Raw genomic sequence first — 24,957 nt, forward strand, 5'->3', positions numbered from 1 at the left:
ACTGGACATTTGTCTGGTGCTTTTTTTGTAACCTAAATTTAAAAAATCGAAAAGCATGGCTCATATCTTATTAGTCGAGGATGATTTGACTTATTCAAGAATAGTTAAAAATTTTTTGGAGAAAAACGGGTTTCAAGTGGCTGCCTGTGCCAAAGTGAAAGAGGCCCAAAACTTACTTTCCACAGAAAAAATCGATCTGACCATTGCAGATTTTCGCTTGCCGGACGGAACAGGCATGGAGCTTCTTCAGTGGGCCAAAGAGAAATTTCCCCACATGCAGATTATCCTGATTACCCACTATTCGGATATACGTATTGCAATCAAGGCCATGAAGCTGGGAGCGTTTGAATACATCACCAAGCCCATCAATCCCGACGAGCTGCTGGCCACGGTGAGGGAATCGCTTTCGCAGAAGATCATTTCTACTTCCACCACATCAGAAGCGACAGGCTCAACAGCAGTAAAAACTCCTCCCAGTTCCCTTTCTTCTTATGTGGTAGGGACTTCCCAGGATGCAGAAAAATTGGAAAAACATATCCAACTGGTAGCACCAACGGATCTGAGTGTGCTCGTATTTGGAGAGACAGGTACTGGAAAAGAACTGATTTCCAAACGGATTCATCAATTCTCTACCCGGAAAAACGGGCCTTTTGTGGCCATTGACTGTGGTGCCCTCCCAAAAGATTTGGCAGGATCAGAACTTTTTGGCCATGTGAAAGGGGCCTTCACCGGGGCTTTGGACAATAAAACCGGTCATTTTGAAATGGCTAAAGGTGGAACCCTCTTTCTTGACGAAATCGGCAACTTGAGCTATGAAGTGCAAATCCAGCTACTGAGAGCCATTCAAGAGCGGAAAATCCGGAAAATCGGAGGCAATAAGGAGATCGAGATAGATGTTCGAATCATTGCCGCCACCAATGAAAACCTACTTTCCCAATCCGGAGAGGGACTTTTCAGAGAAGATTTGTACCATCGCCTGAATGAATTCACCCTTCATGCCATCCCATTAAGGGGCAGAAAAACAGATTTGGAGCATTTTGTCCAAAACTTCATTGAAGAAAGTAATCAACGACTGCAGAAATCCATCAAAAATCTTTCGCCTGAAGTTTGGGAAATCTTTTACTCCTATGATTGGCCGGGAAATCTTCGAGAACTCCGAAACATGATCAACCGGGCAGTACTACTCAGTGCAGGAGACCGAATCGAAAAGGAGGCCCTGCCTTCTGAATTGGTCGATTCACAGGTTGGTGAAACGAACGACTACCCTACAGTTCAGCCTGTTCTCCTGAATCAACCCTCCAACGGGCATTTGATTCCTACAGGTGATTTCAAGGCACATTTTCAGGAACAGGAAAAAGAAATGATTCTAAAAGTCCTCCAAGACACCCGATACAATAAATCAAAAACAGCAAAAATCCTGAAAATGGATAGGAAGACCCTATATAGCAAAATGGAAAAATACGGCTTAGAATAAATCAGGCGTCCTGATTGATCTTTTCCTTAAGCGCCATGAGCGTCACTCGGGTGAGTTCATCCAAGGAATTGAGCGGCTCCATGATTCCGGATTTGTTGTTGATTTTAAGGCTGTTTTCCACCTTGCGGGCAAATGGGCTAGCCGGACTTTTGATCTGTCCCAGGCGGCTGCCTAGCTGATGGCAGATTTCGAGAATTTCATCCCAACGGTCATTCAGTCTGGCTTTGTTGAGCTTGACAAGATCAGCTTCGGTGGTGCGAATCAGATCTTTAAGAATATCCTCAAGCAGGTCCTCATCATCCATGCAAAACTTTTTCAGGTCTCCAAGGTGAAAAGGAGAGGAAAAATCCTCCGGAACTAAACGGTCTTCAACCTGCCGTATTTCAGCCCTTTCGGGAAATAAAACGTTGAGCTTTTCGATTAGCTCTTTTTCTTGAAAAGGTTTCAAAATCACATCCTCGAATCCCTGATTTTGGAGTTTTTCTTTTTCCTCTACGAAGACATTCGCTGTCATGGCCAGCACGGGAAGCTGGGCATAAAAGTCCAAGGATTTGAGAGACTTTACTACATCATAGCCGGAAAACTCGGGCATCTGAATATCAATCAGAGCCAAATCAAAGGACTCCGCCGAAAAAGAATCTCTAAAGGAAACCCCTCCATGATAGCTTTTCACCTCGGCCCCAAAATACTCCAGTACCAGTTGGAGATATTTGAGTCCCACCCTATCGTCATCCACCAACAGCACCCGCATTCCTGCCAAATCTACGGACTCCGCATTGGTCGTGGTTCCAGTCCATTCGGGCATTGGGCTGGTTTTCATCGGAATTCGTACTTTCATCAGCGTACCCTTCCCATATTCACTTTCCACTTGGAGTTGACCTTGCATCAAATCCACCAATCGCTTGACAATTGCCAATCCCAGCCCAGTACCTCCAAATTTTCTGGAGACGGAGGTATCAGCCTGATCAAACTCCTCAAACACCTTTTCCAATTCCTGGGGCTTCATCCCAATTCCCGAATCCTTCACTTCCAGCTCCAGGAAATCCGACATCCACTTTACTCCCACCTCTATGCTGCCTTCTTTGGTGAATTTGAATGCATTACTCAGCAGATTGTTTAGGATTTGCTTAAGACGGAGCTCATCTCCGATCAGGCATTGATTTTCAGGCAGCTCAATTCTCCACTTAAACCTCAATTTCTTTTCTATTGCACTAAGCTCAAAGAAATTTTGGATGTTTTCAAAAAGGGCTATCGGGTCAAAAGGGTAGGTATCCAGCTTGAGTTTACCTGCCTCCAACTTGGAGAAATCAAGAATATCGTCCACGATTTCCTTTAGCGTATCGGAAGCAAAACCGATCATTTGAAGATGGGAAAGCTGATCGGAATTCAAGGGTGTCTTTTGGAGTACATTTCCATATCCCTGAATCAGATGCAATGGATTACGGATTTCATGGCTCATATTGGCCAAAAACTCTTGTTTAGACCGCGCCAATTCATCCGACTTTTTCCGGGATACCTCCAAATCCTCCTGATAGCGTCTGTTGATCCGGATCTCTTTGAGAATGGAATAGCTCAAAGCCAAGGTGGATAAAACAGCCAAAATGATAACCAGAATCAGGAAAAAGGTAACGTCTGATACCAGGCTTGAGGCCTGTTGGCTTTGTTCATTGGACAATCGGATAGTTTGGGTTTGAAGGTCCCCGATCAATTCCTGAATGGTGGAGGTCAATGCCGCCTGTTTTTGAAAAATATCCGATTCGAGCCGGGCGAGTTTCTGCCTCTGTACCGATTCCTCCCGATAGATTCGTCCCATTACCCGGCTCAAAGAATACAGCACACTGTCCAAGCTGACTGTCTTCGCCTGAGAATTACCTTCTGAATTTTGCTTTTGAATCTGCTGAAGGTATCCGCTGATTCGTTCTTCGTCGGCATTGAACACACTGGACTGCCCTTCCAGATTGGCTTGTGCCTGCTGCTGAATCTCTGTGTCCCGTAGTTGCCTTGGGTTCAATTCTCTAAGCGGCTGTGTTTCCATAGCCAGAGCCCTTCTTTGAATGCTGATTTCGAGCCTTCGAAGTGCTTCCTGTGAAAAATTCCGGTTGGAAAGGCTTCTTTTTACCTCGTAAAGATCCTGGTAGCCATTGATCAATAAGGCTAAGTTTTCCCGGATAGACTGTATCGAGCGCGTTTCCACGGTATCCGAGGAAAGAGTGTCCAAAAGGGATAGCTTGGTTTCCAGAAAAAGGATGGTCGAGTCTTTGATCCGGACATCATTGGGGGCACTTTCCGAACCTATCTGTGTAATTTTGAAGACCTCCTCCTGCAGGGAGTTCAACAAGTTCAGTTTTTGGTTGGGCTGGGCAAGCTGATCCACCGATTCCACCAGCCGATTCAGTGAAATGTAGGTGAGGCTCGCCACCGAAATCAATAAAATGGTCGCTACAAAAAAACCAAATACGACCTTTCGGCCTGTGGAGGTAATGGTAGTCAAGGGTTCGCCTTTTTTGTGGAACCTTTCTTGGACCAATTTCTATTCCAAGCTGATCAAAACTTCAATAAAATATATCCTTGCGGCACATACGTGGTGATCGCTGTCATCGCAGAGTGTGAAACTCTTACCTCGGGCCAAAGGTCTGAAGTTTTCAGATTTCGAACAATCAAGGATTGACCGCAAACCATGATATCCGCTCCTGCTTGCTGAAGTGCTTCGTAAACGGGCAGATTGGGGTTATTGACTTCGTTGCGCTGAGCATAATTCTCATCATTCAACAGGGTGAAAATCGCTCCACCATGGACGATTACCTTCACTTTCAATCTTTCTTTTGGCACCCCCGCCAGGCCGTGCAGATTCATCATTCGGGCGATATTGTCCACCCAGCGTGAGATTTCCTTGGGATTATCCCCTGGGGTCGAAAGGTCAATAAGCACATTGTACTCCAAAGAGGGATCGGGACGCTCTGTAGCATCAGGAATCTCATAAATCCCACCATAACCCTGTACTATGGGGAATTGTGGAGTTTGAGAAAAAAGTGGGCAAATTGCTCCAAAAAGGGCAAACACCAACGGGAGGAATATTTTTTTCATAGGGACCGATTAAGACACAAAAAGTAGCGAAAATTAAATGCATCCAAAATCCGCTGATCAAAAATTGAAAGACTTTTTGTACCAATTCCTCCCCTAAACAAGGCCTGAATGGATAAATCTACTTCAACACCAAGACGCTAAAATCACCGGAAAAATCTATTTTCCTTTAGCCTTTTCGGCACTTCAGCCTTTGGCCCGCTTTCCCATGGGCTGAGCATGGCCGAAATCGCCGCCCCAGCTACCCAGGAAAATACGCCACCCATTAGCTGATTCCTTACCCGAACCATCTCCTAAAAATCAATTTTCCTCTGAATGAACATGCCTTGTTCCTTTTGAGAAAACTAGTCAAATTTAATTTATATTGCTTTGAAAAGCTTTGATTGTTAAGTCGATATCATTTTAAACTTTCACCACACCATGACTTTAAGAAAATTTAAACTAAAGATAGATGGACTTTTTGAGGCATCTGGAGAAATTGATCTAAGTGACACAATGCTACAGCTCATCGCTTCAAAACTGGAAATCAATTCGCCGGATATCCAGGAAGTAAAAACTGTCTTCAAACCCGGAGTAGCGGCCAGCCTTGGGGCCGGTATTTTTCAAAAACCAAAGGAATTCACCAACATTCTCGACTTAGGGGTGGCCCCGATTGATTCCCAAATAGAGGGACTCAGGTATAGAGGGTGTTATTATCCCGGACAAGCCGAACCTAAAGGTGATGGCTACTGGATTACCTTTGACCAATCAGTAAAAATCATCAAGGTGAAGCATGGAATCAAATCTGTGGAGCCTGCAAAAAGCTACATCGGCCAGCCCGATTTTTTAACCAAAGACCTTTCCAAAACCAATCTTTTCATTCCCGACGGCACCTACCTCCTGTATCAGGCCAATGGGGTGAATCCGCTTTGGTACCAGCAATTTGCCATGCTTTTCGGTTCTGGAACTCTTATCGGAATCAAGAATGATTCCACTCCCGGATTTAATAAAATTGTCAGCAAGGTCCATGGAATAAAACTGATCAATATTCTCATTGACAATGTGCCGTCATCCAGCCGGGATCAGATTTTCGAACAAGTGTCGTTTCACCTAGGGGCATTGGAAAAAAGCAGAAACCCGATCACCCTGGATCATTTGGATGCATCACTTGAGGTAAAAGATCTTCAAATTCATTCGGATGCCAATTTGAGAGCTGGAATTTTCATCGAAAAAGCAAAGAATGTCGAGATTAACGGAGCCCATATTGAAGCTGCCTACGCAGACAATGGCGTCCGAATCAGCCAAGTCTTGGAAAAATGCATCATTCAAGGCGTTACAACCGGTAAAGGTTTTAATACTGGAATTCAAGCCTCATCCAACCGAAAGTCAATTTCTAAAGGTTTGCAGTTGATAGATAATCAGATTATTGACGTGATTGAGGAGGGACTGGGATATGATTCCTATGCCAACAATCTCGGATTGTTACCGGTAATCTGCAAATCCTATGTGAGCAAAGCACAAAAACATGGAAATGAATATCAGGTAGAGCTGGATAGCCTTTGGTTTATTGAGCAGCAGGCAGGGGGAGGCTACGGAGAAAAAAGAGTACAGGCCGATTTCGTAGGAGATCCCACCCGCTTTTTGCTGGTAGTAGAAAGTGGCCCCTTCGAATATTTCTATTCGGAAATCTCAAGCTTCGAAACCTTCAATTCCGGCCAATCTCTCAAACTTGGCTTGAAAAGTAAAAAACTTGATTTGGCCCCGGGAACCGAAGTAGCTCTGGTTTCGGGTTTTTATCAATGCACAATTTCCGGATCCAAAATCAAAGGACTCCCAAACAATCAGGGCAAGCCAGGGCATGGTCTGAGTCTATGGGGAGGAGGTTTTGACAATTTGATCAGTGACAATGTAGTCACAGGAGGAAACAGCGGCCTTAATCTAGTGGGATTGGGTGCATTTGGTGTAAATGGGTATTTCTGCCATTCCATTGGAAATAAAGTCATCAACAACGAGTTTAACGGATGTGAGATCGCATTTCACATCAAGACGGAATACAGCCATAAATATGGATTCGAGCAGGTCTTCTCGGACAATAAAACCTCAGGCGGCACTTTCCTGATCAACAAGCAACGCAATTTCACCATGAAAGGAAATGTCCTGAAGGAAAACAGAGGATTGATTGAGGACGTTTCGGGCGTTTTTGAAGGAGGCAGATTGGTGGACACGGTGATCGAAATAAAAAACTGTCCCAATCTGAAAATTGGCCAAATAGAAATGGTGGGAAATTCCAAGATTATCCAAATTTGATATCCACCAAATACACCCATTTCTCACTATAAACTTCTGCTTTTTTGCAAAGCGTAACTCCTGAATAAAAAAAAATGCCTTTACATCTTGTAAAGGCATTTAGAGTGCGCATGAGAAGATTCGAACTTCCACACCCGAACGGGCACCACCCCCTCAAAGTGGCGTGTCTACCAGTTTCACCACATGCGCGTTTTAGGGTCTGCAAAAGTAGAAAGCTCCCCTATTCCATGCAACAGCAAGCTGAGCTTTTATTGACTTTTTTTCGGATTTAGCCAAAAACCTTCTTTTCGGCAGATTGAAGGGTATTGTAAAGCAAAGCCGCAATGGTCATTGGCCCAACACCACCCGGAACAGGAGTGATTGCTGAGGCTAAAGGAGCGACTTCGTCAAACTTCACATCCCCGATTAGGCGGAAGCCGGATTTCTTGCTGGCATCCTCAATTCGGTGAATTCCCACGTCAATCACCACTGCCCCCGGCTTGACCATGTCTGCGGTCACAAACTCGGGCTTTCCAATGGCCACGATTAGAATATCCGCTGTTTTGGTAATCTCAGGGAGGTTCTTGGTACGGCTATGCGTTAACGTCACCGTGGCATTTCCTGGATAGCCGTTTCTTGCCATCAGGATACTCATCGGACTGCCCACAATATGGCTTCGGCCGATTACCACACAGTTTTTTCCGGATGTTTCAATATTGTATCGCTTGAGAAGCTCCACGATTCCATAAGGAGTCGCAGCCACATAAGCAGGCCAGTTCAAGGTCATTCGACCCACATTGGCAGGAGTAAATCCGTCCACGTCCTTTTCGGGCTTGATTTTATTGGTCACCTTATCTACAGAGATGTGTTTGGGAAGAGGAAGCTGAACAATCAGGCCGTCGATATCCGGATTGGTATTGATATCCTCCACCACTTGAAGTAATTCTTCCTCAGAAACAGTATCTTCTAAGCGAACCAAAGTGGATTTAAAACCTACCTCTTCACAGGCCTTCACTTTCGCTCCCACGTAGGTCTGACTTGCACCATCATTTCCAACCAAAACCGCCGCCAAATGAGGAGTTTTTCCTCCTTCGGCTTTGATTTCTGAGACGCGGGAGGCGATTTCGTTTTTAATATCTTGGGAGGTTTTTTTTCCGTCGATTAGCGTGTACATCAAGAGTGCTTTTAAGTAATGATATTCGATATTCGATATTCGATATTCGATATTCGATATTCGATATTCGATATTTTAAATTTTATTGTTCTTTTCAGCAGTTTCAACACTTTTTACAAAAATTGAAATCAGCTGATTACATTCATTTTTCAGTTTTTGCAAAAACTCAATATCCTCATGCAACTTGGACTTTTCAATTATTTTCAAAGCAATTCGACTTTCTCGAAGCTCTTTAAGAATTACTTTTATTTTGTGAAAAAAATCTCTTCTAGATTCTCCGGATTGAGCTTCACCATAATTTAAAGCCGGACTTGTTCCACTTCTTAACAGTTGCCCACTTATATGATTACCAGCCTTAGTTGGCTTTACTGAGTCGGTAAAAAGAATTATTTGAGAAGCAAACTCAATTAATCGGTCTTCTAAGTCAAATTTCCTTTCCATGCCCTTAATTACGAATATCGAATGATGAACATCGAATATTGAACAGAAAACGATCCTAAATTTCCTAATCTAATTTAAGCACCGCCATAAACGCCTCCTGAGGCACCTCGACATTGCCTACTTGTCTCATGCGTTTTTTACCTTTCTTCTGCTTTTCAAGAAGCTTTCTCTTTCGGGAAATATCACCGCCGTAACACTTCGCCAACACGTTTTTACGAAGGGCTTTGATGGTCTCTCTGGCAATGATTTTCTGCCCTATCGCTGCCTGAATCGCAATCTCAAACATCTGTCTCGGAACCAATTCTCTCAGCTTTTCGCAGAGTCTCTTACCCCATTCGTAGGCTTTGTCTCGGTGAACGACAGCAGAAAGCGCATCCACAGGCTCGCCGTTGAGCATGATATCCAATCGCACCATGTGGGACTGTTGGAAACCTTTCAATTCATAATCCAAAGAAGCATAGCCTCTGGAAATGGTCTTGAGCTTATCGAAGAAATCGAAAACGATCTCTGCCAAAGGCATGTCAAACTGCAATTCGACCCGATCAGCGGTCAGATAAACCTGATTTTTGATCTGACCCCGCTTCTCCATGCACAACTGAATCACCGGTCCAACATATTCTGCAGCCGTGATAATCGAGGCCTTTACAAAAGGCTCCTCGATGTGATCCATCTTGGTAGGATCAGGCATATCGCTCGGGGCATTGATCAGCTGAACGGAGCCATTGGTCATGATGGCACGGAACTGCACCGATGGCACCGTGGTGATCACCGTCATGTCAAACTCCCGCTCCAAACGCTCCTGCACAATTTCCATGTGGAGCATGCCTAAGAATCCGCATCGGAAACCAAAGCCCAAAGCGGCAGAAGTTTCAGGTTCCCATACCAAAGAGGCATCGTTCAATTGGAGCTTTTCCATGGAAGCTCTCAGTTCTTCGAATTCTGTGGTATCTACCGGGTAAATCCCCGCAAAAACCATCGGTTTCACGTTTTCGAAACCCTTGATCGCATCTTTACATGGGTTTTTCACATGGGTAATCGTATCCCCCACTTTGACCTCTTTGGCTACTTTGATCCCGGAAATGAGATAACCCACATTTCCTGCACTCATGGTTTGCTGAGGAATCTGATTGATCCCCAAAATGCCTATTTCGTCGGCGTAGTATTCTTTGCCGGTATTTACGAATTTGATCTTGTCTCCTTTGTTGATCGTACCGTTGAAGATTCGGAAGATTACTTCCACTCCACGGAAGGAGTTGAACTGAGAGTCAAAAATCATCGCTTGAAGAGGGGCTTCTGTATCTCCCTTGGGTGCAGGGATTCTTTCCACCACAGCATTCAGGATATCTTCAATCCCGATCCCCTCTTTGCCGGAGGCCAAAATAATATCCTCCCGGTCACAGCCGATCAGATCGATTACTTCGTCGGCACGGCCCTCTGGATCTGCTCCGGGAAGGTCGATTTTGTTCAAAACAGGAATGATCTCCAAGTCATGGCCCAAGGCCAAGTACAAATTGGAAATGGTCTGAGCTTCGATCCCCTGAGAAGCATCCACAATCAGCAAGGCACCTTCGCAGGCAGCAATGGATCGGGAAACTTCGTACGAAAAATCCACGTGTCCGGGAGTATCTATCAAGTTGAAGGTGTATTCCTCCCCCTTGTACGTGTACTTCATCTGTATGGCGTGGGACTTGATGGTAATGCCCCGCTCCCGCTCCAGATCCATATCGTCCAACACTTGATTCTGCATTTCCCGCTCGGAGACGGTATTGGTAAACTGCAGCAATCGATCCGCCAATGTACTCTTCCCATGATCAATATGGGCGATGATACAGAAATTTCTAATGTTTTTCATAAGCTCTTCGTGGCGCAAAAGTAGGAAAAAAGAAGTATTGATCGACAGGGAGTTTCAAATACAGGGAGTAAAGAACCAAACCTACCTGGGATGAATTTATCAAGATATGCTGCGCGAGAAAGAAAAGATACCCTTCGCGAGATAGCTAAACTAGACCCTATCTCCTTTTATCTTTTAAATATCTCGGCCTAGCCATATCTTAACTCCTGTGCCTTCGTGAGATAATAAGATACCCTTCGTGAGATAGCTGACCTAGATCCTATCTCCTTTTATCTTTAATTTATCTCGGCTTTAGCCATATCTTTATCCTTAATCTATCCAAGCTTTAGCCATATATTCTTCTAGTATTACCTTTGCCTCCTCATCAACCCATTTCCCATGCATTCTGTTGCCGAAAAGAAAAAGTCTCAAAACATAGGAGAATACCTGATCTACATGTACCAAATGGAGGATTTGATCCGGTCGTTTCAGGGAAATATGGAAGAAATCCGACAGTATGTAGTGGCTCACTATCCGGTTGGGGAAAAGGAAAAAGAAGAGATCACCGCCTGGTTTGAGGGACTAGCCGGGAAAATGAAAAAAGAGGCAATTCTCGAAAAAGGCCATCTCAGCGAACTCAATCAACTGGTGGATCAGCTCCTGAAACTCCACTACCGATTAGTGAAAACCGATAAATCCTATTTCGAAACCTACCATCAAGCCAAGCCGCATATTCTGGAATCTATCCTGGCAGACAACGGGGAAAATCCCGGCAATGAAATCCAAATCTGCCTCAACGGAGTCTATGGACTGCTTCTTTGTCGATTATTGGGAAAGAAGATTTCTGAGGAGCAACTCAAAGCTGCCGAAAGTTTTGGAGAGGTGTTAAGCTTTTTGAATCTGGCTTATCAGCAGGATATGGTGGAGCGGAATTGAAGGATTCCTTAATCCAATTTTGGAAAGAGATCTACCAGATAATGGTCAAAATAGTAATCTTTCCGCCTCTCTTTGAAAGTAAACTCCCTGAAATAGCACTTTCCTCCTACAAAGCCGAGAGGCTGATGATCAGAAGTCGTCAATTTTGAAAAAGAGTTAGTTTGATCATCCAGACTATAAATGTTGTACTCATTGCCTGAATCAAGCACAGCAAAGAACCGACTCCAAACCCGATCATAAAAAGCAAACCAAGCTTGGCCGCTTTTTTTCAGGTCCGGGAAAGTATATCCCTGCATTTGGTTGGTTTCGGCATTGTATCTTACAAATCTATTTTTCAGAGGAAGATTAAATAAAAAGCCTTCTTTCGTTTGGACGACATTGTAGAGGAAATGGGTATAGGTACTTTGAGTTTCAGGATCTTTTTTTCTATCCCAATACCGATTCTTAGTCACCTCGGAATGTTTGGAATCTTCATAGAGTGCAAATTTTCCTGTACTCCAATTGTAAACCCAATAGTCCGCATCGGTAATCCACTTTTTCATCTCGGCACGATATCCAAGTGTAAATCCGTCCAAATGGACCAGTTCATATCCCTTGAAATATTTTTCGGAAATATCCGGTTTAGACCTAGGGAGAGTTTGCGACAGAATTTGAATTCTCTCATTTTTTACTTCAAACTTTGTGCTGCCGAAATTATGCAGCACAATCGCCTCATGGTCACCTGTCTGAATAAGCCCTTGAATGGAAATGAAATTCTTAGAACTGGAATTATATCCTTCCAAAAAAAGGGAATTGATACTCAGACTATCCTTGATTAGCCTTTGTCGATTGAGCAAAACCAAATCTTTTGGAATGTCATTTTCATACCTATAGCCAATGATTTCATCTTGATTTAGCCAGAAAAGCTTAATCAGAACCACGTTATCATTTCCATAAAAAAGATTGTCCAAAGAAAGCTCGATAGGCTTCTGGAAATTCTGAGCCATTGTTTTGAAATCAGAAGTACTCAAACTTAAGCTAACCAGGAGGATAAAAAACGATTTTGTCCACATAGATTTAATGGAATTTAATCAACTATAAAATAGTCGGAAAGCGAAAATAGATCATCGCTTGTTAATTGGGAAGTTTTGGAAAGGAAGCCTTGATTAAATCCCGTCTGATACATGAAGTAATTTGAACTATATTCTGATGGAAGTTCCTTGACGGACTCCAAATCTAAATTTTGGTCAAAAATGAGCGCGTAAAGCTTTTTGTATTTGCAGATTTCGTCTCCTCCTTTGACACATTCCAAAAACATCCTGACGAACTTATTTTTACTTTTTACATAAAAGAAGCTTCCGAAGTACGAGTTACTTTTGTGATAATTAATTACTCCCTCGGTATCATAATCATCCATCATATACTCTAAAGGTTTCCCCAAGTCCAATTCAGAAATTGAACTACACTTTTGATCCAAGAGCGTTCCATTCAAATCATAGATATAAAGGTTGGGATCGAGAGGATAGTTAATTATCACTCGTTCATTGGCCACTTCCATAACGGGATGACTTAGATAAAAAGGCAATAAATGATTTTGATCCGATCCATACACTCCGGGATAATTCCCATAAAGGCCTTTGAACTCTTTTTCAACTAAGCTATACTCGCCAAAAGTCGGGAAGTTTTTCTTTTCCTGAACAAAATACCATAAGTCTAACTGCTTCAGAGGGAAAACAATGCTATTCCTGTCAGGGAGAAACACGAATGTCTTTCCATATCCAAAATAAAAAGAGAAATTGGAAAAGCCCTCTTGAGGCATTTCCCAGAGATTTTCCCGGTAGAGATTATAGGAATCCAAAATTTCTCCATTACCAGAAATCAAAAATATAACAGGTACCAACTGATCACTAATTAAAATACTATCCGGTGAAATCACATGAATTCCTGAGGGATACTCGATAAAATTGGGGTCCAAATCCACCTTTCCTACAATTTTTTTTTCGTTGGTGTTCAGGATGAAAAGCTTATTTTTTGGCTTCTCTGCAAGAATGTAGGCCAAGGTGTCCTGAAAAAGGAAAAAATCAATCGGAGAACCACCAAAGTCTTCCGGAGCTAGGGCAGATATTTCAAGCGGGGAGTCTTGTTTAACGATTTGACCCTGAAAATCACAGCCTTCTTCCCCTTTTGAGGATAAATCGCACGCATTGGAAAGACTCCCTATAAAAACAATAATTAAAATACTCTTTTTCATTATAAATATTATGGACATTAAAAAGCGCCAGCCAAACTGACTGGCGCGTTCAATTTGTTATTGATTCCCTGGAGGACGGGTATCACCAACTTTACAATCATTATTCCACCAATGAGTCATGCACTCTGCACCTCCATTTGATAAACTTACCCAATGCCCTTGCTTCAAAAATGGCCCGGCTTGGATTTCATTCGTTTGGCTTCCGCTGGTGACAAAAATCAAACCAAGCGCAATCCCAGCTAAAATTAATTTTTTCATGTTAATTGTGTTTAAATAATGAAATAAGATAACTACGAGTCGAATCAAAAAAAAAAAAAAAAACAATGTCAATATTTAGGCAGATAAATTTTATAATTATTTGATAATCAAGTCATTATTTTAATATTTTTTTGAGGAGCAAATTAAATTTTAGAATCTGAGCTCTTATTAAACTAAAAATTGGAAATTCCCTTAGTTATCTGTTACTTCAATTATGGCCTTGGACGTTCACTTTTACCAAAAAAATACAACTGAACTATTTTCGGAACTTAAATCCCAAAACCTAGGCCTATCCTCCTCCGAATCCCAAAAAAGACTCGAAGAATTCGGTCCCAATGCCCTCCAAGAGAAAAAGAAAAAACCGGCTTGGCTCCTCTTTTTGGGTCAATTCAAGGATTTTATGATCCTGATTTTGGCGGCAGCTGCTGTGATTTCAGGCATTGTAGGAGACCTGACCGATACCATCATCATCCTGGTCATTATTGTACTCAATGCCGTCTTGGGTTTTGTCCAGGAATACCGGGCCGAAAAGGCCATGGACTCCCTCAAAAAACTGACTGAAACCCAAACCAAGGTTTTCCGGGATGGGCAACTAGTTGCAGTACCTTCCCGGGAATTGGTACCCGGAGATGTGGTCGCCTTGGAAGCCGGAAATATGGTCCCGGCTGATCTTCGCCTTATCGAGACCTTTTCCCTCAAAGTCGACGAATCCTCCCTCACCGGAGAATCCGTCCCCATCGACAAGCAAACAGGGGTATTGGAAGGAGAAAACCTCAATCCCGGAGATCAGCTAAACATGGCCTTTAAGGGCACCCTGGTCACCAATGGACGGGCTACCGGACTGGTGGTGGCCACAGGAATGAAAACCCAAATCGGAAAAATCGCCAGCATGCTTCAGGAAAACCCACCCCTGACTCCCCTGCAGCAGCGCATGCAGCGATTTGGGAAGTTGATTTCAGTCATCATTTTGGGGATCTGTGCCGCTCTTTTCATCGCGGGCATTGCAAGAGGCGAGGAGATTTTCCCGGTGCTTTTGCTGTCTGTGAGTTTGGCAGTAGCGGCCATTCCAGAGGCTTTGCCTGCCCTGATTACCATTGCCCTTTCGCTGGGAGCAGGACGATTGGCCAAAAAGAAAGCCTTGATCCGAAAGCTTCCCGCAGTGGAAAGTCTCGGTTCGGTCACCTACATCTGCACCGATAAGACCGGCACGCTGACCCAAAACAAAATGACGGTTACGGAAGTGGATGCTTTTCATCACACTCCGATTTCCGCCGAGTATTCCAACCTCCAACTCGGCTTGGGACTTTGCCACGATGTCCATTTGGACAAAAAAGGCCGGCCGGAAGGGGAATCCACCGAAGTGGCTTTGGTGGAGCGAATGCTGCAGGAACTCACAAAGGAACAGTACCAAAGTCTAATCCAAAGCTTCCCCCGAATCGGAGAAGTACCTTTTGACTCTTCCCGCAAGCGAATGAGCACTTTTCATCAGGTAGGCGATCAGGTTTTGATGCTGTGCAAAGGGGCTCCGGAGGCGGTTTCATCGATTTTGAAGAAAAAAGAACAGGCCTTCCAACTCCAGGAAAGCGCCGAAGGATGGGCAAAAAAGGGGGAACGGGTTTTGGCTTTCGCTGGGAAAATCCTTGACCAACTTCCTGAAGAAGCAGAGTGGATCAATTTGGAATCCGAACTGGACTATTATGGAAAAGTGGGGATGATCGATCCTCCCCGGGAAGAAGTGAAACTGGCCATTTCCGAATGCAGAACCGCCGGAATTCATCCTGTCATGATCACCGGAGACCATCCTGCCACTGCCCGGGCTATTGCTAATGCGGTTGGAATCTGGAAAAAAGGGGATGTAACCCTGACCGGCACAGAGTTGGGGAACTTGTCCGACGAGGACTTTGCCAATCAGGTGGAAAATGTGAGCGTGTACGCCCGGGTGGCGCCTGAGCAAAAGCTCCGGATCGTAAAAGCACTTCAGCAAAAAGGACATTTTGCCGCCATGACCGGAGATGGAGTGAACGACGCCCCTTCCCTCAAAGCCGCCAATATTGGCGTGGCCATGGGAATCGCTGGAACCGATGTCAGCAAAGAAGCTGCCCACATGATTTTGCTTGACGATAATTTCTCCACCATCGTTCGGGCGATCAAAGAGGGACGCAGGATCTATGACAACATCGTCAAGTTTATCAAGTACATCATGACCTGTAACGGAGCCGAAATCTGGACCATAGGGCTGGCTCCTTTTCTCGGTTTTCCCAATCCCCTTCTGCCGATCCATATCCTCTGGATCAATCTGGTCACGGATGGATTGCCTGCTTTGGCCCTAGCCAATGAGCGACCCGAAAAAGACATTATGCAGCAGCCTCCCCGACCTCCCAAGCAGAGTCTTTTTGCCAACGGAGTTGGCTATCATATCGTCTGGGTGGGGATGCTGATGGCCGGAGTGACTCTCTTTACCCAATACTGGGCAATCCGGCAGGGTTGGCACTGGCAGACCATGGTCTTTTCAGTCTTGGCTTTTTCCCAACTCGGGCATGTGATGGCTGTGAGAAGTGACCGGACACTGCTTTGGCAGCAGGGTTTTCTGAGCAATAAACCCCTGCTATTGGCCGTGGGATCTACTTTTCTCCTACAAATGGGAGTGATTTACCTCCCCTTTTTGAATCCAATTTTCCGAACAGAACCCCTTGATTTGCAGGAATTGCTCTTTTCGGGAGGGATGGCATTGATTGTTTTCCATGCGGTGGAGTTGGAGAAAATTATCCGGAGACGGTTTGCTCACAGATTACACAGATAAATATCCCTTGAAAAAATCTGTGGAAACCTGAGAAACCCGCCTGCTACGGGCAGGTCTGTGAGAGATATCTTTTTGCTCACAGATTACGCGGATTAACACAGAAAAAAATCCAAAGAGAACAAATCTGTGGAAATCTGAGAATTCTGTGAGAGATATCTTTTTGCTCACAGATTACGCGGATTAACGCAGAAAAAAATCCAAAGAGAACAAATCTGTGGAAATCTGAGAATTCTGTGAGAGATATCTTTTTGCTCACAGATTACGCGGATTAACACAGAAAAAAATCCAAAGAGAACAAATCTGTGGAAATCTGAGAATTCTGTGAGAGATATCTTTTTGCTCACAGATTACACGGATGGACACAGATAATTTTTAAAGAAAAATTTCTTAAATCCAATCGACAATTAGTAGATTAACATCATTCACTTTTCAATTGCTTTTTTATGGATTTAAACGACCTAACCTACAAAATAAGAGGTGCTGCATTCACCATTCATAAAGAACTTGGTCCCGGATTGCTGGAAAGCGTTTATGAATCAACTTTAGCCTATGAACTAATGACAATGGGCATGAACGTTAGAACCCAGGTCCCCCTTCCAGTTATCTATAAGGAAGTGAAGTTAGACCTAGGTTTCAGGATTGATTTATTGGTTGAGGACTCGGTAATTGTAGAAATTAAATCAGTAGAACTCCTACATGATGTTCACAAAAAACAACTACTCACATACTTGAAACTTTCAAACAAGAAAATTGGGCTTCTAATAAATTTCAATTCCCTTAGTCTGGTTGATAAAGAGACCCTGATAAGAATAATCAACTGATTTTGCTCTCAGTGAAAAATCTGTGGAAATCTGTAAGAAATCTAATTTAGCTCACAGATTACACAGATGGACACAGAATAAATTTCCCTTGAAAGAATCTGAGAATTCTGTGGGAGACTCATTTTAGCTCACAGATTACACAGATGGACACAGAATAAATTTCCCTTGAAAGAATCTGAGAAACCCGCCTGCTACGGGCAGGTCTGTGAGAGATATCTTTTTGCTCACAGATTACACGGATGGACACAGATAAAAATCCTTAAAGAAAAAATCTGTGAAAATCTGAGAATTCTTTGGGAGACTCATTTTAGCTCACAGATTACACAGATGGACACAGAATAAATTTCCCTTGAAAGAATCTGAGAAACCCGCCTGCTACGGGCAGGTCTGTGAGAGATATCTTTTTGCTCACGGATTACACGGATGAACACAGATAAAAATCCCTAAAGAAAAAATCTGTGGAAATCTGAGAATTCTGCGAGAGACTCATTTTAGCTCACAGATTACACAGATGGACACAGAATAAATTTCCCTTGAAAGAATCTGAGAAAATCTGAGAAACCCGCCTGCTACGGGCAGGTCTGTGAGAGATATCTTTTTGCTCACGGATTACACGGATGAACACAGATAAAAATCCCTAAAGAAAAACATCTGTGGAAATCTGAGAATTCTGTGAGAGACTCATTTTAGCTCACAGATTACACAGATGGACACAGAATAAATTTCCCTTGAAAGAATCTGAGAAAATCTGAGAAACCCGCCTGCTACGGGCAGGTCTGTGAGAGATATCTTTTTGCTCACGGATTACACGGATGAACACAGATAAAAATCCAAAAGAAAAACATCTGTGGAAATCTGAGAAACCCGCCTGCTACGGGCAGGTCTGTGAGAGATATCTTTTTGCTCACAGATTACACGGATAAACACAGATAAAAATCCCTAAAGAAAAAATCCGTGGAAATCTGAGAATTCTGTGAGAGACTCATTTTAGCTCACAGATTACACGGATAAACACTGATAATTTTGAAAAAAATCTGAGGATTGGTAGGTCATCTGTGAGAGACTATTCCGATTTTAGCCCAAATCCTAATCATGGCCGAAATCAATCCAACCCAAGAAAAATCAGAAAAATTACCCCGTAATCTCGGGCTGTGGGGTGTCTGGATGCTGGTGGTCAATGGATTAATCGGTGCCGGGATTTTCGGTCTGCCCAGCGGTGCCTACGCCCTAGCCGGGGAATACAGCGTCTTTGTCTACATCTTCTGTGCCCTGCTCATGCTTCCCGTGATTTTATCCTTCGCGGAAGTCGGGAGCTATTTCCGGGGTACAGGAGGCCCGATCCGCTATGGAAAAGAGGCCTTTGGTTCTTTCATCGGCTTTCAGGGAGGTTGGCTCTACTACCTCGCCCGACTGATCTCTTTCTCAGCAAATACCGTTTTGCTCACGGACAGCATCGCTTACTTTTTCCCCATCGCGGACTCCGGCACGGGAAGGTTGATTTCCTTGGCTTTGACCTGCCTATTCTTGGCGGGGATCAATATTTTGGGTTCCATGGAATCCATCCGCTCCATGACCCTATTCACCATCATCAAGTTTGGGGTACTGATCGGCCTGGTGATCGGAGGATTTTCCAGTTTGGGACTGGAGGTCATTCCCACTCTCGATGCCCCGCTTCCCTCGGGTTCGGATTTGGGAAAAGCCGCCTTGCTGCTCATTTATGCCTTTGTGGGGTTTGAGGGAGCCGTTGTGCCTGCCGGAGAAGCCAAGCGCCCCGAGCGGGATATGCCTCTGGGTCTACTGCTTGGGCTGGGCGTGGTGGCTTTGATTTATATTTTGGTGCAATTGGTCGCTCAGGCCGCCGTGCCCAATCTGGCTGAATCCACCGCTCCCCTACTCGATGCCTCCTCCCAACTCTTCGGACAAACCGGCGCTGTGATTCTGATGGTCGGTGTGGCCACTTCAGTCTTGGCCAACCTGGTCAGTTCCATGTTTTCAGCCACCAGAGTAACCTATGCTTTGGCTTTGGAAAACTCCCTTCCCCGCTGGTTTGGTGAAGTTCACTCCCGCTTTTTGACTCCGGCCAACTCGGTGATCTTTTTTGGAATTGCCGCCTTTGCCCTGAGTGCTATGGGTTCTTTCCGCTTTTTGGCGGCCATGACCGTGCTTTCCCGGCTTTTCCTCTTTATCATGACCTGTGCAGCCGTGCCCAAGCTGCGACCAAGATTCCGATCCGCAGGAAGGTTTATTCTCTGGGGCGGTTATTTGGTGCCGGTTTTGGGGATTTTGGCCTGCCTATGGCTGATGCTGCAGGTGAGTTTTACTTCGGTATGGCTAACCGCAGTTTTGGTCGGGATCGGAACAGGGCTTTATGCCTTGGGGAAAAAAGGTGACCGTTGATCTCCGGAATCTGAAAATTCATTATTCGATATTCGATGTTCGTTATTCGAAATTCATTGATCGGCTTTAGGTAGTGATATCCTTCTAAAAAAAGCCCATAAGGTCCCTCTTCCCCTCGTAAATCGTAATTCATAAATCGTAAATCGTAAAATTCCTACTTTTAACCCATGCCAACTCCTCAGCTCGCCATCCGTACCGTCATTTTTAGCCTTTTGGGCAATGTGGCTTTGGCTGTCATCAAGTTTCTGGCCGGGATTTTTGGCAATTCCTATGCCTTGATCGCCGATGCCATCGAGTCCACGGTGGATATTTTTTCCTCCCTACTGGTTCTGCTCGGGATGCGGTATGCCAACCGTCCCGCAGATGAAAACCATCCCTATGGACACGGTAAGATCGAGCCTTTGGTCACCTTCTTAGTAGTGGGATTTCTGATTTTCTCAGCCATCACCATTGCCCGACAGTCGATCGAAAACATCCAAACTCCCCACGAACTCCCGGAAAGCTGGACGCTACTGGTCTTGGGAGCGATCATCATCTGGAAGGAGATTTCCTATCAGGTCGTCCTGAGAAGAAGCAAAAAGCTGAAAAGCTCAGCACTGAAAGCCGAGGCCTGGCATCATCGCTCCGATGCCATCACCTCTGTGGCGGCATTTGTGGGGATATCCATCGCCCTCTTTGGAGGACCGGGCTTTGAGGTGGCCGACGACTATGCCGCCCTGATTGCCTGTGGGTTTATCCTGTACAACTGCTACGGCATCTTCCGCCCTGCCTTGGGAGAAGTGATGGATGAAAACAACCACGAGGAGCTGATTGCCGAGATTCGGGAGGTTTCTCTGACTGTGCCGGGGGTAAAAGGAACCGAAAAATGCTTTATCCGCAAGGCCGGGATGAAATACCATGTGGACCTGCATGCCACAGTAGACGGAAGACAAACCGTACGCGAGGGCCACGATATCGCCCACTTGCTGAAGGACACCCTGCGCCGGGAAATCCCCCAACTCGGGCATGTGCTTATCCATATCGAGCCAAGCTGAGAAGTAATTCCGAAGATAATTGGGATATTTTTTTTGGAGGGGATTTGGAGAAAAAGGGGTCCGAACTTATCTTGAAAGAGATTTTTAGGGAAAAGGCCCAACTCGGCGATTTTTGGCTTCTCAAGATCCGAAAACCCGATTTTAAGCTCCAAAGACCCAACTACCTTTACTAAACCAAGTGAAAATGATCCACTGATTTTTTCTGAAGTCCAATGAAAAACGAAATCATCTTCTATCAATCGGACGAATCACCAACTCACATTGAAATACGAGTGGATGAAGAACGAGAAACTTTTTGGCTTTCACTTCAAGGAATATCCGACCTGTTTGAAAGAGATAAGTCTGTTATCTCCAGACATTTGAAAAACATCTTCACCGACAAGGAATTAGAAAAAAAGTCAGTTGTTGCATTTTTTGCAACAACTGCAACAGATGGAAAAACCTATCAGGTGGAGCATTTCAATCTTGATGCAATTCTCTCTGTTGGATATCGAGTCAATTCCAAGCGAGGGACACAATTTCGAATTTGGGCAAACAATATCCTCAAAGAATACCTCATCAAAGGATATGCAATCAACAACAGGATTCATCGACTTGAAAACAAAATAGACAATTTGGAGAGTGATTTGAATGCCATCTCCCTACAACTCAAAACGAAGGAATTACCTGCACAGGGAATATTCTTCGATGGGCAAATCTTTAATGCCTATGTCTTTCTTACTTCAATAATCAAAGAAGCCGAACACAACATCATTCTTATAGACAATTATGTAGATGAGACCGTACTGGTCATTTTATCGAAGCGCAATAAAAACGTCAAAGCCACCATTTACACAAAAAGTATCAGTCCCAAACTGAGACTTGATTTAGTAAAGCATAACAGTCAATATCCAGAAATAAAGGTCGAAATTTTAGCGGAGGCACACGACCGTTTTCTCCTTTTGGACGACAGGGACCTTTATCATCTTGGGGCTTCATTAAAAGATCTGGGTAAAAAATGGTTTGCATTTTCAAAGATGAATTCCCTTATACCTGATATCCTATCCAAATTAGGACTAGGTAGCACCAAGTAGAGAGCCACGATTACCCCGGAGAAATGGATAAGAAAATAAGGTTGAAAAGGAACTGTAAACCAAAACTTTCAAAAACGGCTAAACATTTACAAAGAAGATTTGGAGAAAAAGCGGTCCGAACTTATCTTGAAAGAGATTTTTAGGGAAAAGGCCCAACTCGGCGATTTTTGGCTTATCAAAACCCGAAAACCCAAGACCTTGGAAATCTGAAAACGGGAGGTAATTGAAAAATACCTGCAACTTATTGCGTAAGGCTTCCAAATTTGCGTGCCTTGCGCAAAAAGTTGCGCAAACACAAACGTTAGGCACAAGCGTAAAACAACTATCAATAAAACATGACACAAATCGACTATAAAAAAGTATTTTCTAAACTAAGTCATATAAAGGCTCTGTCACACGACCAAAAATTTGACCAGATAGTTCAGAATTTAATAACACTAACTCTTAATCAAAAGAAAGACAAAAATCCACAAAATGAAACAGAATTATCAGTAAGGATAATTGAGACCTATGGGATATCTATTCGAACACCTGTAATAATTTCAAACTTAGATAAATTACTCTCACTCGGAGAGGTTACTAAAGACCGTGTTACAAAAGAACTCAATGTAACCTCAAATGTTTCCGAGAGAATTAAACAAAGACTAGAGTATTGTTCAAATTTAGAACTCAACGTAAAAACAAAATGGATTGAAGAATTAGGAAATTTAAACACTGAAATTACGGATGAAATCAAGGGTGTAATTTGGAATTGTTTACAATCTTACTTGTGTACTGTATTTGAACAACATGGAATTCAAACTCTTTATTTACTAAATCCTTCTGCCAAAATTCAGGACGAGGACCAAAAAAGTTTAATAGCAACTATTGAAAGCATATCAAAAGAGTTTAACGTACCAAAGGAAATTCTAATTTTTAGCATCAACAAATTCATAAATGATGCTGACCTAGAAAGAACAAATTATATATCTCAGTTGGCAGACTCTACATTTACAAGTTTTGCTCTTACTTCAGATGCAGAAACGGTGAGCTTTCTTAATCAACGATACAATAATTTGCAATTATTTCTTGATACAAATTTCATTTTTGGAATCTTGGACTTGCATAAAAATAATGAGGATGCGTCAGCAAGAGAAATTTTAGAAGAGGTTAAAAAAAATCGCCTTCCTTTTAAACTTGCTTACCACCCTGAAACATTGGCTGAATTTAAAAGGGCTTTTGATGCTAGAGCTTTACATATAAGAGCTTCCAAATGGACTAGAGAGAGTAGTCGTGTGGCATTAACTGTTGACGGATTGAGTCCACTTGAAGAATTGTTTCATAAACAAAATATTGAAAACGAAATAGATACTTCTGTTTTCTTAGATAAATATGACCATGTAGATTTAATCCTAAAGGATTTAGGTTTAATGGAATATGTTCCTAAAAGTTTCACAAGTGATGATGAATATGTAGAAATAGAAAATGATATCCAAAAATATCAGAATTTTTATGAATCAATACCTAACAGAAAACCCAAATCATATTCTGGGTTTAAACACGATGTTGTGGTAGTTAGAGAAGTACGTAGTTTAAATCCAAGGAAAACAAAGTTTCTTGAAAGTAATGCATTTTTCATCAGCTCAGATTATATCCTATCAAAGTTTGAAAGAATAAATTACAAGAGGAATTGGGAAATAAATTATGTAGTTAGCCCGAGCGTTTTTCTTCAATTGATCAGACCATTTATCGAAAACGATTATTCATCAAATAAGCGTTTTGTTGAAACCTTTTCTATACCTGAACTTAGAGCCTTTGAAATCGACTATTCAACCACACGCTCTAAAGCTTTGCAAATATTAAACGACAGCTACCATGATACCACCTTTGAAACGAAAGTCAAAATTTTGAGAGACCAGGTGATTCTTGAAAAATTAGAGAAAGCTAATGATGATTTTTCTGCTCAAGTAGAAATAATTGAAAGCCAAATAGCCGTTGAAAATCAAATACTATCAAACCAAAATGCAGATGCATTAAAAAGCATTGAAGAAATTAAAAAAGAAAAGGAAAAAATTGAAAATGAAAAGATCAACTTACTTCATGGAAAAAGTGTAGAAGTAGAAAATATCAAAAATGAATTTAATCTGGAGAACATCAGGCAACAAATATCACATAAGAGAGAGTTACTAAAAATAACGGAAAAAAGCATTCAAAATGATATAAAAAGATATGTTCCAATTGAGCGCGCGATTGAGAAAAGGCTAAAAAACCATAGATTTATCTTGTCTCTATTTCCCGTTGCATATTTTATGATAATTACATTATTGATTTATAAACTTGGCTGGGAATTGATGGGGCCAATAACCTATCTTTCAGGATTACTCTTCTTGGTGATAGGTTACTTATATGTTATAATAAAAGGTGATAGTTTTGATCCACGGAAATATTTCGATTATTATCGTAAAGCAATCGAGTCTAGTGTCTATAATGATTTCAATTACGACATTACGGAACGTGATTTACATTTAGACACAAAGAAAAAACTGACAGAAGAAATAAATAATCTTGAAAACGAATTAAAGAAGAACGCCTAGTGCCTAATCGAGTAGACGGCCTCGCCAACCGTTAAGTTGACGAGGTGCGCCTCTCACACCACCGTACGTACGGGCCTCGTATACGGCGGTTCACTGGATTGTAGGTTGCATTTTTAGGTAATAGGAAAGCATTGATTCATAACCTCTTCTTCTTAGGCGGGATAAAGTAATAGTAGTAATCAGAATCGGACTTTGAGCCACCGCCCATCCTCCTTTTCTAGTCCTGCTCCATGCATAGGCATGGTCTGGATCCACTCCCAATCTGATCAGGTTTTTGCGTTTCCGCTCCGGCTTCTTCCAGTCGTGCCATATACAGTAGCGAAGTCGGTTTCTCAGCCACTCATCGAGTGATTTCAGCTTTGCGGTGATGCTGGCAAGGCGGTAATTATTTATCCATCCTCGCCAGATTTCTGCAAGCTTTTTCAACCGTTCTTCGAAGCTGTGCGGTTTGGTCTTCTTGGTGATCTGCTTGAGCTTTCGTTTGAGTGAGTCCCAGCTGTTTTTCTTCACTACCAACTGATATTTTCCTTTGACTCCTTTTTGATAAGTCGGAACAAATGCATGTCCCA

General features: G+C 43.0%; 18 protein-coding genes and 1 tRNA gene. 9 read left to right on the plus strand and 10 right to left on the minus strand.

What is annotated here, in order from left to right; genetic code table 11:
• The first annotated feature begins 55 nt into the window (after nucleotides 1–55).
• The gene (locus AAA943_RS21160) at nucleotides 56–1,474 is read left to right on the plus strand and encodes a sigma-54-dependent transcriptional regulator (protein WP_338226391.1); all 1,419 of its coding nucleotides are present in this window, start codon (nucleotides 56–58) and stop codon (nucleotides 1,472–1,474) included.
• A gap of 1 nt (nucleotide 1,475) precedes the next feature.
• Here the strand turns inward: AAA943_RS21160 and AAA943_RS21165 are convergent, their stop codons facing one another.
• Complete coding sequence (locus AAA943_RS21165) at nucleotides 1,476–3,965, minus strand: ATP-binding protein (RefSeq protein WP_338226392.1); 2,490 nt, start codon at nucleotides 3,963–3,965, stop codon at nucleotides 1,476–1,478.
• A 53-nt stretch (nucleotides 3,966–4,018) separates the two neighbouring features.
• Complete coding sequence (locus tag AAA943_RS21170) at nucleotides 4,019–4,558, minus strand: DsrE family protein (RefSeq protein WP_338226393.1); 540 nt, start codon at nucleotides 4,556–4,558, stop codon at nucleotides 4,019–4,021.
• A gap of 417 nt (nucleotides 4,559–4,975) precedes the next feature.
• On the opposite strand from AAA943_RS21170, the gene AAA943_RS21175 reads away from it, so the two are divergent.
• A complete protein-coding gene (locus AAA943_RS21175) occupies nucleotides 4,976–6,841 on the plus strand; it encodes a right-handed parallel beta-helix repeat-containing protein (RefSeq protein WP_338226394.1) in 1,866 nt (621 codons plus the stop codon).
• Nucleotides 6,842–6,946: 105 nt separating this feature from the next.
• Here AAA943_RS21175 and AAA943_RS21180 read toward each other — a convergent pair.
• The 4 genes from AAA943_RS21180 to lepA form a co-directional block, all read right to left on the minus strand.
• Nucleotides 6,947–7,030: transfer RNA gene (locus AAA943_RS21180), tRNA-Leu, on the minus strand.
• A gap of 79 nt (nucleotides 7,031–7,109) precedes the next feature.
• Nucleotides 7,110–7,994, minus strand: coding sequence for a bifunctional methylenetetrahydrofolate dehydrogenase/methenyltetrahydrofolate cyclohydrolase FolD (folD, locus tag AAA943_RS21185; RefSeq protein WP_338226395.1), 885 nt, complete (start codon nucleotides 7,992–7,994; stop codon nucleotides 7,110–7,112).
• 75 nt (nucleotides 7,995–8,069) lie between these two features.
• On the minus strand, nucleotides 8,070–8,435 hold the full coding sequence (locus AAA943_RS21190; RefSeq protein WP_338226396.1) for a four helix bundle protein: 366 nt from the start codon (nucleotides 8,433–8,435) through the stop codon (nucleotides 8,070–8,072).
• A gap of 64 nt (nucleotides 8,436–8,499) precedes the next feature.
• Nucleotides 8,500–10,287: a translation elongation factor 4 gene (gene lepA, locus AAA943_RS21195; RefSeq protein ID WP_338226399.1), complete on the minus strand. Its 1,788-nt coding sequence runs from the start codon at nucleotides 10,285–10,287 to the stop codon at nucleotides 8,500–8,502.
• 378 nt (nucleotides 10,288–10,665) lie between these two features.
• Here lepA and AAA943_RS21200 point away from each other — a divergent pair, with 378 nt between their 5' ends.
• Nucleotides 10,666–11,202 (plus strand): DUF4924 family protein, encoded by a 537-nt coding sequence (locus AAA943_RS21200; protein ID WP_338226400.1) that lies wholly within the window; start codon nucleotides 10,666–10,668, stop codon nucleotides 11,200–11,202.
• 8 nt (nucleotides 11,203–11,210) lie between these two features.
• Here the strand turns inward: AAA943_RS21200 and AAA943_RS21205 are convergent, their stop codons facing one another.
• The 3 genes from AAA943_RS21205 to AAA943_RS21215 all read right to left on the minus strand — a co-directional run bounded on the left by AAA943_RS21205 (nucleotide 11,211) and on the right by AAA943_RS21215 (nucleotide 13,690).
• Entirely contained in the window at nucleotides 11,211–12,188 is a 978-nt protein-coding gene (locus AAA943_RS21205; protein WP_338226401.1) for a hypothetical protein, read from the minus strand.
• An 80-nt stretch (nucleotides 12,189–12,268) separates the two neighbouring features.
• On the minus strand, nucleotides 12,269–13,432 hold the full coding sequence (locus AAA943_RS21210) for a hypothetical protein (RefSeq protein ID WP_338226402.1): 1,164 nt from the start codon (nucleotides 13,430–13,432) through the stop codon (nucleotides 12,269–12,271).
• Nucleotides 13,433–13,489: 57 nt separating this feature from the next.
• On the minus strand, nucleotides 13,490–13,690 hold the full coding sequence (locus tag AAA943_RS21215; RefSeq protein WP_338226403.1) for a hypothetical protein: 201 nt from the start codon (nucleotides 13,688–13,690) through the stop codon (nucleotides 13,490–13,492).
• Nucleotides 13,691–13,904: 214 nt separating this feature from the next.
• Between AAA943_RS21215 and AAA943_RS21220 the strand changes: the two genes are divergently transcribed.
• The 6 genes from AAA943_RS21220 (at nucleotide 13,905) to AAA943_RS21245 (ending at nucleotide 24,388) form a co-directional block, all read left to right on the plus strand.
• On the plus strand, nucleotides 13,905–16,490 hold the full coding sequence (locus AAA943_RS21220; RefSeq protein ID WP_338226404.1) for a cation-translocating P-type ATPase: 2,586 nt from the start codon (nucleotides 13,905–13,907) through the stop codon (nucleotides 16,488–16,490).
• A gap of 443 nt (nucleotides 16,491–16,933) precedes the next feature.
• Complete coding sequence (locus tag AAA943_RS21225) at nucleotides 16,934–17,311, plus strand: GxxExxY protein (protein ID WP_338226405.1); 378 nt, start codon at nucleotides 16,934–16,936, stop codon at nucleotides 17,309–17,311.
• A 1,092-nt stretch (nucleotides 17,312–18,403) separates the two neighbouring features.
• Nucleotides 18,404–19,708, plus strand: coding sequence for an APC family permease (locus tag AAA943_RS21230; protein WP_338226406.1), 1,305 nt, complete (start codon nucleotides 18,404–18,406; stop codon nucleotides 19,706–19,708).
• 167 nt (nucleotides 19,709–19,875) lie between these two features.
• Nucleotides 19,876–20,742, plus strand: a complete 867-nt coding sequence (locus AAA943_RS21235) for a cation diffusion facilitator family transporter (protein ID WP_338226407.1) — start codon at nucleotides 19,876–19,878, stop codon at nucleotides 20,740–20,742.
• A gap of 212 nt (nucleotides 20,743–20,954) precedes the next feature.
• A complete protein-coding gene (locus AAA943_RS21240) occupies nucleotides 20,955–21,815 on the plus strand; it encodes a virulence RhuM family protein (protein WP_338226408.1) in 861 nt (286 codons plus the stop codon).
• 335 nt (nucleotides 21,816–22,150) lie between these two features.
• Entirely contained in the window at nucleotides 22,151–24,388 is a 2,238-nt protein-coding gene (locus AAA943_RS21245) for a hypothetical protein (protein ID WP_338226409.1), read from the plus strand.
• A 90-nt stretch (nucleotides 24,389–24,478) separates the two neighbouring features.
• Here AAA943_RS21245 and AAA943_RS21250 read toward each other — a convergent pair.
• The coding region (locus tag AAA943_RS21250) for a group II intron maturase-specific domain-containing protein (RefSeq protein ID WP_338226410.1) at nucleotides 24,479–24,957 on the minus strand (479 nt) is incomplete at its 5' end.

It is taken from the genome of Algoriphagus confluentis (assembly GCF_036245625.1).
Lineage (GTDB): Bacteria > Bacteroidota > Bacteroidia > Cytophagales > Cyclobacteriaceae > Algoriphagus > Algoriphagus confluentis.

Bases quoted from the DNA above. Each gene is read 5' to 3' on its own strand.
- AAA943_RS21190 (WP_338226396.1), bottom strand. From the start codon at position 8,435: ATGGAAAGGAAATTTGACTTAGAAGACCGATTAATTGAGTTTGCTTCT.
- AAA943_RS21210 (WP_338226402.1), bottom strand. From the start codon at position 13,432: ATGAAAAAGAGTATTTTAATTATTGTTTTTATAGGGAGTCTTTCCAAT.
- AAA943_RS21175 (WP_338226394.1), top strand. From the start codon at position 4,976: ATGACTTTAAGAAAATTTAAACTAAAGATAGATGGACTTTTTGAGGCA.
- AAA943_RS21170 (WP_338226393.1), bottom strand. From the start codon at position 4,558: ATGAAAAAAATATTCCTCCCGTTGGTGTTTGCCCTTTTTGGAGCAATT.
- AAA943_RS21205 (WP_338226401.1), bottom strand. From the start codon at position 12,188: ATGGCTCAGAATTTCCAGAAGCCTATCGAGCTTTCTTTGGACAATCTT.
- AAA943_RS21235 (WP_338226407.1), top strand. From the start codon at position 19,876: ATGCCAACTCCTCAGCTCGCCATCCGTACCGTCATTTTTAGCCTTTTG.
- folD (WP_338226395.1), bottom strand. From the start codon at position 7,994: ATGTACACGCTAATCGACGGAAAAAAAACCTCCCAAGATATTAAAAAC.
- AAA943_RS21220 (WP_338226404.1), top strand. From the start codon at position 13,905: ATGGCCTTGGACGTTCACTTTTACCAAAAAAATACAACTGAACTATTT.
- lepA (WP_338226399.1), bottom strand. From the start codon at position 10,287: ATGAAAAACATTAGAAATTTCTGTATCATCGCCCATATTGATCATGGG.
- AAA943_RS21200 (WP_338226400.1), top strand. From the start codon at position 10,666: ATGCATTCTGTTGCCGAAAAGAAAAAGTCTCAAAACATAGGAGAATAC.
- AAA943_RS21230 (WP_338226406.1), top strand. From the start codon at position 18,404: ATGGCCGAAATCAATCCAACCCAAGAAAAATCAGAAAAATTACCCCGT.
- AAA943_RS21160 (WP_338226391.1), top strand. From the start codon at position 56: ATGGCTCATATCTTATTAGTCGAGGATGATTTGACTTATTCAAGAATA.
- AAA943_RS21215 (WP_338226403.1), bottom strand. From the start codon at position 13,690: ATGAAAAAATTAATTTTAGCTGGGATTGCGCTTGGTTTGATTTTTGTC.
- AAA943_RS21245 (WP_338226409.1), top strand. From the start codon at position 22,151: ATGACACAAATCGACTATAAAAAAGTATTTTCTAAACTAAGTCATATA.
- AAA943_RS21225 (WP_338226405.1), top strand. From the start codon at position 16,934: ATGGATTTAAACGACCTAACCTACAAAATAAGAGGTGCTGCATTCACC.
- AAA943_RS21240 (WP_338226408.1), top strand. From the start codon at position 20,955: ATGAAAAACGAAATCATCTTCTATCAATCGGACGAATCACCAACTCAC.